This is a genomic window from Sphingobium sp. SG1 (assembly GCF_057063145.1).
This window is the reverse complement of record NZ_JBVVOJ010000011.1, coordinates 141,051-151,549: the sequence shown is the minus strand read 5'-3', so window position 1 is coordinate 151,549 and position 10,499 is coordinate 141,051. Positions and strand designations below refer to the sequence as shown.

Sequence of the window (10,499 nt, the reverse complement as noted above, 5' to 3'; positions counted from 1 at the left end):
CGCTCATTTTCAGGAGCCATTCCTGCACAATATATTCTAGTGGAATATATCGAGACATATAGGAACGGCCTAAATTTTACCGAGTACCTTACGCCTGAAAGCCGTAAGAACCCGGGGCCGCCGCCCACATGTCCCTTCATCTAAATCACAATGTCAAAGAGCCGCACCGACATCAAAACCGGACAACCAGTGTTCCCTAAACTCTCGTTCAGAGGACCAGTGTCCGTCTATGTGGGCGACCGTTCCGAGCGCTTCCGTTTGGCAGCGCCCCGTCCGGTGAAAAGCCCTCTAGGCGGGGCAGCCGGAACCGTCAAACGCTTTTTGCAATTTTGTTTCACATTTTTTTGGCGGTTCCGGTCTAAACCCGGAAAACACGGGCATTTCGCCACGGGATACAGGATGACTATGGGGTTACAGGAAGCCGATGCCGCCGACGCAGGGTTCGGCGCACGGGTGAAGAAAGCGATATTCTGGCGCTCGGGCAGCCAGATCATCTCGCAGATTCTGAGCTGGGCGGTGACGCTGGCGGTGATCCGCCTGCTCGACCCCGCCGATTATGGCCTGTTCGCCATGACCCAGGTGATCCTGAACTTCGCCACCTTCCTCAATGGCTATGGCCTGGTCGCGGCGCTGGTCCAGTCCGAGACGCTGGAATCGCACCGACTGCGCCAGGCCTTCACCATCATGCTGCTGCTGAACGGCAGCCTGGCGCTATTGCAACTGGCGATCGCGCCGCTGGCCGCCGACTATTATGACCAGCCGATGGTGGCGCAGCTGCTGCGGGTGCAGGCACTGCTCTATCTTTCCACCCCCTTCATCGCGATTCCCGAGGCGATCACCGCCCGCGCGCTCGATTTTCGACGCCCGGCCTTCATCAACCTGATCGCCGCCATAGCCTCGGCGGCGATGGCGCTGGTCGGTGCGCTGTCGGGCTGGGGCGTGTGGACATTGGTGTTCGCGCCGATGACCGGATTCTGGGTGAAGGCACTGGGCTATATGCTGGTCACCGGCTTTCGCCCGATTCCCAGTTTCGATTTCAGCGGCACGCGGGCGATGATCCTCTATGGCGCATCGCTGCTCGGCAGCCAGCTCTTCTGGATCATCCAGAGCCAGAGCGACATCTTCATCGGCGGCCGCGTCCTGTCTCCACATCAGCTCGGCCTCTATGCCGAAGCGCTGTTCCTGACCCAGATCTTCGTCAGCAAGTTCATCCCGCCGCTGAACGAGGTCGCCTTCCCGGCTTATGCCCGCATGCAGAAGGATGTGTCGCGGGTGGCCTGGTCCTTCTGCAAGGCGGTGCGGCTGCTGATGCTGATTTCCTGCCCCATCTATCTGGGCATGACCGTCACCGCAGAACCGCTGGTCGAGACCTTGTTCGGCCAGAAATGGCTGGAGATGGCGCCCTTCGTCTCGATCCTGGCGCTCGCCATGCCGTTCATGACGCTGCAGGTGATGTTTGCGCCGGTCAGCAATGCACTGGGCCGGCCCGGCACCACCGCCCGAATCGCCGCGATCGGGGCGATATTGATGGCGAGCGCCTTCCTGATCGGAATCCAGTGGGGGGCGATCGGCCTGGCCTGGGCATGGCTGGGTGCCTTCCCGATCCTGACCATCGTCACGGCGCGCCTGGCCGGCGGGCCGATGGGGCTGCGCGCGATCGATCTGATCCGTGCCGCCGCGCCGGGGCTGGGCTGCGCCATCCTGATGGCCGGCGTCGTGCTGGTGATCGACCGCCTGCTGCCGCCGCTCGCCGCGCCGATCCGGTTGGCGATCCTGGTGCCGGCCGGCGGCATCGCCTTCTTGGCGGCGCTGATGCTGTGCGCGCGCGGGACGCTGATGGAGCTCGTGCGCCTGATCGTGCGCCGCGCACCGCCGGTGCAGGCGCCCGCCTGACGGATCGGCGGGCGCCCACTATTCATCAAAGCGGTTCGTCAGGCAGTCTGGATATAGTCGCGCAGCGCGGCAGCTTCCGATTCGATATTGTCGATGCGGAACTTCACCAGATCGCCGATCGAGACCAGACCGATCAGGTCACTGCCCTTCACCACCGGCAGATGGCGAATGCGCCGCTTGGTCATCAGCGACAAAGCGTGGATCACCGGCATCTGATCGTCGATGGTGATCGCGGGCCGGGTCATCACATCGGCGACCGTGTGGTTCAGTGCCTCTGCCCCTTGCTGGGCCAGACGATAGACGACATCGCGTTCGGAAAAGATGCCGACCACCTGGCCGCCATCGACCACGGGCACGCAGCCGATCCGCCGATGCGCCAGCAAGGTCACCACCGACAATACGCTGTCGGTCGACTGGACCTGGACGACGTCGCGCCCCTTGCCCTGCAAGATTGCCGCGATGGTCATGGCCGCTCTCCTTTTGTGGACTTACTGTCTCTGCGCTTGATGATCCCACTTTCGCGGCGCAAAGAAAAGGGAGGAGAGCAAGAGAATGACAGAGAAAAAGGGCCTGGACGATCCCCGGATCGCGGCAATCGCCTGGTCGCGATTCCGCCGGATCATGCTCTGGATGGCGCTGATCGGCGCATTATGCGTCGGCGCGGCCTTGCTGTTCCTGCGGCTATGGACCGGGCCGATGCCGGTTCACATGATCATCGCCACCATATTGGGCGTCTGGTTGACCTTCATGCTGGGAACGGGCTTGATGGCGCTCGTCTTCCTCTCCGCCGGGACGGGGCATGACGACCAGGTAATGGACCGGCTGAAGGACGAGGTGCCGCTTGACGATTGATCCCCATCGCGAAGTGATATTGCGGGTCGTACCGCGCCCGGCCGACATCAACAGCAATGGCCATATCTTCGGCGGCTGGGTGCTGAGCCAGATGGATATTGCCGGCGGCATCGTCGCGGGCCGAATCGCCCAGGGCGCGGTGGCGACGGTCGCGATCGAGAGCATGAAGTTCATCTCGCCCATCCTGATGGGCGACCTGGTGTCGGTCTATGCGCAGGAGGAGAAGCGCGGCCGCACATCGGTGGCGATCCGCATCGACGTGGTGGCGACTCGCGGCGGCGGCGCGGAAACGGTGGCGCTGACCAGCGGCGTCTTCACCTTCGTCGCACTGGACGAGACCCACCGGCCCCGCCCCATTCCCGGCGACTGAGGGGGTCAGCGCAGCTTCTGGTCATAGCTATAGCTGACCTGCCCATTGGCGGGGATGATGGCGCGCCACACCCAGCTATTGCCGCGGCGCTCCATCTGCGTAGGACGCGGCGCGATGTCGTGGGGAATGAGGATTTCCGCCGTCGCATCAAACGGCCGCGCATTGGTGAGGGTCAGCGTCCAGCGCCGCGCCTTGGCCGACTGGCTGCCGATGACCGCCATGATGCGCACATCGGCGCTTTGGGCGATGTCATAGTCGACCCGCTCGCCTTCCGCCTTGTCGCCAATGTCGGTTTCGCCCGCGAGCAGGCGCTGGCCATCGACGGTTTCGAACAGGGCGACCCGGCCCGAAGGCATGGCGAGTCCCAGCCCGTCGGCCTTGCGATTCTGGAGCCGCAGGCGGAGCGTCATCGGGCGTGAGCTGCCATTGCCGTCGCCATAGTCGATCGTCGCCGCATAAAGGCGTTCGACCAGCACGTCGGGCTGGCGCAGCAGGGCGACCTGTTTCTGGCCTTTCGCCGCAACATCCACCGTCACCGGGACGCGATAGAGTTTGAGGTCGCCGACATCCTCCGGCGGTGGAGGAGGTGGAGGTGGAGGCGGCGGGGGTGGCGGCGCGGCCATCATAGGCGCGGGAACGCGACGCGCGGTCAGGACGATCTCCTGCGCCGAATCCATCATCGCCTCGGCCTGCGGCATGTCGATCGGGAACAGCGCCCACTGCGGATGGGTGCTGGTGATGTCCATCGGCCAGCAGCGCAGCTGCAGCGGTCCGCCGGTCGAACGGGGTTGCACCTTGCGCCCCTGTTTGTTGGGCTGGCCGGCGATGACGCTGAGCCGGGCGTCGGCAAAGCCGGTGACGCCGCCATTGGCCACGGTCAGCCAGGCCATGAGATCGAGATGGCGGCCATCATCCTGCATGTCGGCGACATAATTGGCGGCCCAGTCGAAGCCCTCGGCCAGATAGGTGAGTTGCAGCGTGACGCGGGTCGGCCGGGCGCTGGTGGCGATCACCGATAGCGTCGGACGCGGCGACAGGTCGGTCGGCACGCGCGGATAGAGCATGCGTTCAGGCAGACCGCTGCACCCCAGCGCCTCATAGCCCTGCGCCGTCTGGACGATGACGCCGCCCATCGGCCCGGCGCTGATGATCGCATCCTGCTCGCTGACCTTGCCGGTCTTGCGGTCGGTGCGGCGCAGGGTGACGCTGCGCTTGAGATAGGCGTCGACCAGACCGGCGGGCGAGAGCAGCCGGGCATCGCGATTCTTTTCCCGCACCCCCTGCGGCATGCCGGAGAGGATCGCGGTTTCGGGCATCAGTCCCTCTGCCACGCCCTCGAACCGCACCACCGAGTCGCCCTTCGGCAGGTCGATGATGCGAGTCTCGTTAATCAGCGCATAGCCGCCGGGCCATTTGGGATCGATCGCGCCCTTGGCGCGCTCGGGCTGGCGATAGACGGTGACCGAGACCGAATCCGCCTTGGCCGAAACCACCGTCCCCGCCCGCGCCGGCGCGATGCCGAGGCAGAGCATAAGAAGAACAAGGACGCGCAGCAGCACGGCGCCGACCCGGTCAGTAGCGCGAATCGAAGGTGACGCTGAGATCGACCGAGCCATTGGCCGGCACCGGCACGCTCCATTCCATCCGGTCGGCGGAGACGCGCCTGCCTTCCAGGCTTTGTGCGGTAACGCGGGTGTCGCCCCACAGCCCCTGCTGGGCCAGGTCGACCGTAACCGCTTCGGGCCGGGCGTTGGTGAGCGTGTAGCGCATCCGCGTTTCCCAGCGCTGGCTACCCTTCTTCGTGCGCTGCTCGACGGTCGGGCGCACCTTGACGTCGAATGCCTCGCCGGTGCGCAGCGCCATCGAGGAACCCATCGGCGTATGGTCGATGCTGTTTTCGCCGATGAACTGCGGATCGCCCCGCGCGTCGCGCATGTAGACGCGGATCGTGCCGGCCGGCAGTTGATCGCCAAGGCCGCCCTGTTTCGAGGTCGAGAATTTGAGCACGCTCGATGCGCTCATCGGCTCGGTCGAACTGCCCATCCAGCTGTTGAGATATTCATAGGTGGCGCGCGCCGGCGCCCCCTTCACGTCGAGGAAGCTGACCTGCTTCTGCTGGGCATTGGCGATGGTCGTGCGATCGGCCAGCGGATAGAGATAATAGTCGCCCAGCCGCTCGCGCGGGCCGCTTTCGGTGCCGGCCTGGTCGATCGCACCGCTAGACGACTGCCACCAGTTACGCCTTCCGCCGCCATTGGCCGGATTGCCGGCGACCAGGATGGTCTTCGCATTGGTGAAGCTCGTGCCCGTATTGTTGGTGAGCGTCACCCAGCCCTGCATGTCCATCGCGCCCTTGGCCGCGTCGAACAGCGCGACATAATCGGCGGTCCAGCCAAGATTGGGCGTCAGATAGGACAGTCGGGCAGGCACGGTGCCGCCGCGCGCGGCCTCGATCGTCACCGACAGGGTCGGACGGGCGCGCAGATTGGGCGGCACCCGGTCGAAGATCACCCGCACCGGCAGGCCATCGTCGCGCAGCACCTCGATCCGCGAACCGATCTGCATGACGATGCCACCATTGGCCGCGAGTATCTTGGCGCGCTCGCGAGTCTCGGCGCCGGTCGCGGGGTTGGTGCGGACCAGCGTCACTTCCTGCCCCACCGCCTTGTCCATCAGCTTGTCGGGCGAGAGCAGGTCGAAATCGAAATTCTGTTCGACGATAGAGAAGCCGGGGCCGGAGAGATTGACCGTTTCGGGCCGGATGCGGGCGGAGACGTCGGGAAATTCGATGCGGTTGCGGCCGGCATTGACGCTCAACTGCCGGTCATCCTGCACCAGCGACGGACCGCCATTATAGATGATGACGACGACATCGCCCTGCGCCGTGGCGCCGGTGGGATCGACAGCAGCGGTCTGGGCAAAGGCGGCGGCCGGCAGCATCAGGGCCAGACCGGTCAACAGGCGGACAGTCGTCATCAGGTCGCACTCCCCTTATGCGAAGACCTTCTGCCCCAAGCGGCTATATTTGCAAACAAAAAGGGCGGCGCCGGGATGGCACCGCCCTTTTTGCTTTAGGGGTTGCTCGAAAGCCGCGCTTATTCGGCGGCTTCGGTCGCCGGACGGGCGCGACGGGTGCGCTTGCGGGGCGCTTCCTCGGTCACGTCCGTGTCGCTGTCATTATCGGCGCGGGCGATCGAGGGCGGCAGGATGCTGACATCCAGGCCTTCATTCGCTTCGGTCGGCGCAGCATCGGCTTTGCGCGGGCGACCGCGGCGCGGCTTGGGCGCTTCGGCGGCCGGTTCGGCTGCGAGTTCTGCGGGCTGTTCGGCTGCCACCGGCTGCTGCTCGGCGCCTTCCTCGGCCACCGGGCGGTCGCGACGGTTGCGATCGCGACGATTGCGGTCGCCCCGATCGCCACGATCATTGCGGTCACCGCGATCCTGACGCTCGCCGCGCGGTTCGCGACGGTCATAATCGCGTTCGGCGCGCTCGGGCTGTTCGGTGCGGCCCTCTTCGGCGCCGTCCTCATTGCCCTCGAACTCTTCGCCCTCATCGTCGAAATTCTCGTCATTCCGGCGGAAGCGCTGCTGCTGCTCCTCCTGGCGCGAACGATTGTCGGCCAGCACGCGGAAATAATGATCGGCGAACTGCAGATAATATTCGGCGTTCACACGGTCGCCAGCCATCTGGGCATCGCGCGCCATATTCTTGTATTTCTCAAGAAGCTGGGCCGCATTGCCGCGGGCGCGGTTGTCGATACGGTTGCCGTTGTCGCCACCACCCCGGTTACCGCCATTGGGACGACCGTTGTTGTTATTATTCCGGCCGCGATTGCGGCGACCGGCCTGCCGGTTGTTGATCAAGACATGATCCTTGCGTTCGCTATGATAATATTCACTGAAAACACTGTTCAGCTGCTATCCCCAAGCACCGCCCCTTCCGTGGGGCCGGATGTGGCTCCGCCAGACATGATCCGAACCGGACCACGCCCTCAGCCACCAGAGGCGCTTGCGCAGCAGCGCCATCTTGACTTTCAGGAGCAGGAAAATGCCTTATCCATCAATGGCCTGATAAGGCCATGTCGCCGGAATGGCGGTTTTCCTGATCCCGATGTAATGGCATTCACGCGATAAACCAAGCAATTTTCGCTGTGGTGGCGTGAAATCCCGCCTTCTTATTCGCCCGGCGTGGCGACGAGGCAGCGATCATGCCCCGCAAGGTCGCGGTGGAGCGAAACGCCCAGCCCCTGCGCCCGCAGCAGTGCCGACACGCTTTGCCCCTGATCATAGCCGATCTCGATCGCGGCCATGCCGCCCGGCGCGATCAGCGCGGGCAGTTGCGGCGCGATGCAGCGATAATCGTCCAGCCCATCGGCGCCGGCGAACAGGGCGCTGGCCGGATCATGCAGCACATCGCCGGCGAGCGGCGCGTCGGTGGCGATATAGGGCGGGTTGATCAGCAGCAGGTCGAACGGTCCGGTCACGCCGGCCGCCCAATCGCCAAGCTGGAAGCGCGCGCGCGTCCCCATGCCCAGCCGGTCGGCATTGCCCTGCGCCACCGCCAGCGCGGCGGCCGAGGCGTCGATGCCCAGCCCTGTCGCATCGGGCCACTGGTCGAGCGCGGCGAGCAGCAGCGCACCCGATCCGGTGCCAAGGTCCAATATGGTCGTCGGCGCACGATCGCGGAAATGATCGACCGCCGCCTCGATCAGCGTCTCGCTGTCGGGGCGCGGGATCAATACGTCGGGCGTGACGGCCAGGCTGATCGTCCAGAAATCACGGCTGCCCAGAATATGGGCGATCGGTGCGCCGGCCAGCCGCTGCTGCAGATGGACAGCGAAAGTGACAGGGACAGACAGGTCGCGCTGGCGCAGCAACAGGTCGTTGCGACCGATGCCCAGTGCATGGGCCATCAGCAGTTCGGCGTCGAGCCGGGAGGTGTCGCTGATCGCGGCTAAGCTGACAGTGGCGTCGCGCAGCGCATCGGCGACGCTCACGCCACCCCGTCCAGCTGGGCAAGGCGCGCAGCCTCATCCTCGGCCACCAGCGCGTCGATCACTTCGGCAAGGCCGGGCCCCTCCAGGATTTCGGGCAGGCGGTGCAGGGTCAGGTTGATGCGATGGTCGGTCACGCGCCCCTGCGGGAAATTATAGGTGCGAATGCGCTCCGACCGGTCGCCCGATCCGACCATCGCCTTGCGCGCGCCGGCCTGTTCGCTCTGGGTCCGCTCCCGCTCCGCCTCATAGATGCGGGCGCGCAGCACCTGCATCGCCTTGGCCTTGTTCTTGTGCTGCGAACGCTCGTCCTGCTGCGTCACGACGATGCCGGTCGGCAAATGGGTGATGCGCACGGCGGAATCGGTGGTGTTGACATGCTGGCCACCGGCGCCCGACGCGCGGTAGATGTCGATCTTGAGGTCGCTATCGGCGATCTGGACATCGACCTCCTCCGGCTCGGGCAGGATGGCGACAGTCGCCGCGGACGTGTGGATGCGGCCGCCGCTTTCGGTGACCGGCACGCGCTGGACGCGATGCACGCCGCTCTCGAACTTCAGCTTGGCGAAGACGCCGGTGCCGTTGATGCTGGCCACCACTTCCTTGAAACCGCCCTGTTCCGAGGCGTTGGCGGAGAGCATCTCCATCTTCCACCCCTGGGTATCGGCATAGCGCTGATACATGCGGAACAGGTCGCCGGCGAACAACGCCGCCTCGTCGCCCCCGGTGCCGGCGCGGATTTCCAGCATCGCCGGGCGGGCATCGGCCGAATCCTTGGGCAGCAGCTGCAGCGCCAGCGCGCGCTCGGCATCGGGCAACTGCCCCTTGAGCAGCTGCATTTCCTCCTGCGCCATTTCGCGCATCAGCGGATCGGCATCGCTGTCCTCGCCGCCGGCCATCTGTTCGAGCGCACGCAGTTCCTGACGCAGCCGGCGCACTTCATGCGCGGCCCGCGCCACCGGCTCGATCTCGGCATATTCCTTGGACAGTTTCACGAACGCATCGGGCGCGAGGTCGGCGCGCGTCATCGACGCCTGCACCTCGTCCCGGCGCGCCTCGATCTGCGCGATGCGTTCGGCGGAAATATGCATCAGAGCGCCGTCACCGTGCCGATCAGCGCATCCAGTGCGACCGCCTGCTGCTCGCCCGTGCCCAGGTTGCGGACCGCCGCCTCGCCCCGTGTCAGTTCATCGTCGCCCAGGATGATCGCCCAAGAGGCACCCGACGCGTTGGCGCGCTGCATCCGCTTCTTCATATTGCCGCGATAGCCCATGTCGCAGGCGATGCCGGCGCGGCGCAGATCCGCGATGATGCCGGTCGCCTTTGCTTCGGCCGCCTCGCCCATCGGGATCAGCACGATCTGCGGCTTGTCGATCGCCGGCTGGCCGATCAGCATCGCCAGCCGCTCGATCCCCGCTGCCCAGCCGACCGCCGGGGTCGGCGGCCCGCCCAGATTTTCGATCAGGCCGTCATAGCGACCGCCGCCCAGCACCGTGCCCTGCGCGCCCAGCCGGTCGGTGATGAACTCGAACGCGGTGTGGCGATAATAATCGAGCCCGCGCACCAGTCGCGAATTGCGTTCCCAGGCAACACCGGCGGCGTCGAGGCCGCTCGTCACTTTGTCGAAGAAGCTGCGCGCCTCGTCGGTCAGATAGGCGTCGATATCCGGCGCGCTGTCGGCGATCGGGCGGTCGCGCGGATCCTTGGAGTCGAGGATGCGCAGCGGATTCTTCGCCAGCCGGTCGATGCTTTCTTCCGACAGCTCGCCACGATGCGCCTCGAAATGCGCGATCAGCGCGGCGCGCCAGGCTTCACGGCTTTCCGCGTCGCCCAGCGTGTTGAGGTTCAGGGTCACGCCTTCCGACACGCCCAGTTCACGCAGCAGCTGGTCGGCCAGCACCAGCAGCTCGACATCGGCTGCCGGCTCGCCCGCGCCCAGGATTTCGGCGTCGAGCTGGTGAAACTGGCGGAAGCGGCCCTTTTGCGGGCGCTCATAACGGAACAGCGGGCCGTGGGTCGCGACCTTCAGCGGCGCATATTGCTGCCAGCCCTCGGTAATATAGGCGCGCGAAATGCCGGCGGTGAATTCGGGGCGCAGGGTGATGCTGTCGCCACCGCGATCCTCGAACGTGTACATTTCCTTCGACACGACGTCGGTGCTTTCGCCCAGCGAACGGGCGAACACCGCGGTCGATTCAAAGACGGGCACTTCAACCCGCTGGAATCCATAGAGTTTGCGCACCCGGTCAAAGGTGGCGACGACATGGGCGAAGCGTTCCTGAAACGCCTCCGCCGTGCCGCCCAACATATCCTGCGTTCCGCGCACCGGGCGCGGCGTTTCGATCTTCGCCATGGGGCAGCGCCTTTAACGATAATCGCGGCCCAAGGAAA

10 protein-coding genes are annotated in these 10,499 nt (G+C 65.4%); 3 read left to right on the top strand and 7 right to left on the bottom strand.

Going from position 1 to position 10,499, the window contains the following annotated elements:
• Positions 1-405 precede the first annotated feature (405 nt).
• On the top strand, positions 406-1,893 hold the full coding sequence (locus AC0KVN_RS20535) for a lipopolysaccharide biosynthesis protein (RefSeq protein WP_435568657.1): 1,488 nt from the start codon (positions 406-408) through the stop codon (positions 1,891-1,893).
• A gap of 38 nt (positions 1,894-1,931) precedes the next feature.
• Here the strand turns inward: AC0KVN_RS20535 and AC0KVN_RS20530 are convergent, their stop codons facing one another.
• Positions 1,932-2,360 (bottom strand): CBS domain-containing protein, encoded by a 429-nt coding sequence (locus AC0KVN_RS20530; RefSeq protein WP_435568635.1) that lies wholly within the window; start codon positions 2,358-2,360, stop codon positions 1,932-1,934.
• Between the two features lie 85 nt (positions 2,361-2,445).
• On the opposite strand from AC0KVN_RS20530, the gene AC0KVN_RS20525 reads away from it, so the two are divergent.
• A complete protein-coding gene (locus tag AC0KVN_RS20525) occupies positions 2,446-2,745 on the top strand; it encodes a hypothetical protein (RefSeq protein ID WP_004209126.1) in 300 nt (99 codons plus the stop codon).
• Positions 2,735-3,115 (top strand): acyl-CoA thioesterase, encoded by a 381-nt coding sequence (locus AC0KVN_RS20520; RefSeq protein ID WP_004209127.1) that lies wholly within the window; start codon positions 2,735-2,737, stop codon positions 3,113-3,115. Before AC0KVN_RS20525 ends, AC0KVN_RS20520 begins: the two co-directional genes overlap by 11 nt.
• A 5-nt stretch (positions 3,116-3,120) precedes the next feature.
• On the opposite strand, the gene AC0KVN_RS20515 is transcribed toward AC0KVN_RS20520, so the two are convergent.
• From AC0KVN_RS20515 to hisS, 6 genes are all read right to left on the bottom strand, one after another.
• Positions 3,121-4,674: a DUF4139 domain-containing protein gene (locus tag AC0KVN_RS20515; protein WP_435568636.1), complete on the bottom strand. Its 1,554-nt coding sequence runs from the start codon at positions 4,672-4,674 to the stop codon at positions 3,121-3,123.
• 13 nt (positions 4,675-4,687) lie between these two features.
• A complete protein-coding gene (locus AC0KVN_RS20510) occupies positions 4,688-6,091 on the bottom strand; it encodes a DUF4139 domain-containing protein (RefSeq protein ID WP_483656365.1) in 1,404 nt (467 codons plus the stop codon).
• Between the two features lie 119 nt (positions 6,092-6,210).
• Positions 6,211-6,978 carry a DUF4167 domain-containing protein gene (locus AC0KVN_RS20505; RefSeq protein WP_017499491.1) on the bottom strand — a complete coding sequence of 256 codons (768 nt, stop codon included), beginning with the start codon at positions 6,976-6,978 and terminating at the stop codon, positions 6,211-6,213.
• Between the two features lie 311 nt (positions 6,979-7,289).
• Positions 7,290-8,111 carry a peptide chain release factor N(5)-glutamine methyltransferase gene (prmC, locus tag AC0KVN_RS20500; protein ID WP_435568638.1) on the bottom strand — a complete coding sequence of 274 codons (822 nt, stop codon included), beginning with the start codon at positions 8,109-8,111 and terminating at the stop codon, positions 7,290-7,292.
• On the bottom strand, positions 8,108-9,199 hold the full coding sequence (gene prfA / locus AC0KVN_RS20495) for a peptide chain release factor 1 (protein WP_010335732.1): 1,092 nt from the start codon (positions 9,197-9,199) through the stop codon (positions 8,108-8,110). The genes prmC and prfA overlap by 4 nt, the downstream gene beginning before the upstream one ends.
• Positions 9,199-10,461: a histidine--tRNA ligase gene (gene hisS, locus AC0KVN_RS20490; RefSeq protein WP_435568639.1), complete on the bottom strand. Its 1,263-nt coding sequence runs from the start codon at positions 10,459-10,461 to the stop codon at positions 9,199-9,201. The genes prfA and hisS overlap by 1 nt, the downstream gene beginning before the upstream one ends.
• Positions 10,462-10,499: the final 38 nt, after the last annotated feature.

Bases quoted from the DNA above. Each gene is read 5' to 3' on its own strand.
- hisS (WP_435568639.1), bottom strand. From the start codon at position 10,461: ATGGCGAAGATCGAAACGCCGCGCCCGGTGCGCGGAACGCAGGATATG.
- AC0KVN_RS20525 (WP_004209126.1), top strand. From the start codon at position 2,446: ATGACAGAGAAAAAGGGCCTGGACGATCCCCGGATCGCGGCAATCGCC.
- AC0KVN_RS20530 (WP_435568635.1), bottom strand. From the start codon at position 2,360: ATGACCATCGCGGCAATCTTGCAGGGCAAGGGGCGCGACGTCGTCCAG.
- AC0KVN_RS20510 (WP_483656365.1), bottom strand. From the start codon at position 6,091: ATGACGACTGTCCGCCTGTTGACCGGTCTGGCCCTGATGCTGCCGGCC.
- AC0KVN_RS20535 (WP_435568657.1), top strand. From the start codon at position 406: ATGGGGTTACAGGAAGCCGATGCCGCCGACGCAGGGTTCGGCGCACGG.
- prfA (WP_010335732.1), bottom strand. From the start codon at position 9,199: ATGCATATTTCCGCCGAACGCATCGCGCAGATCGAGGCGCGCCGGGAC.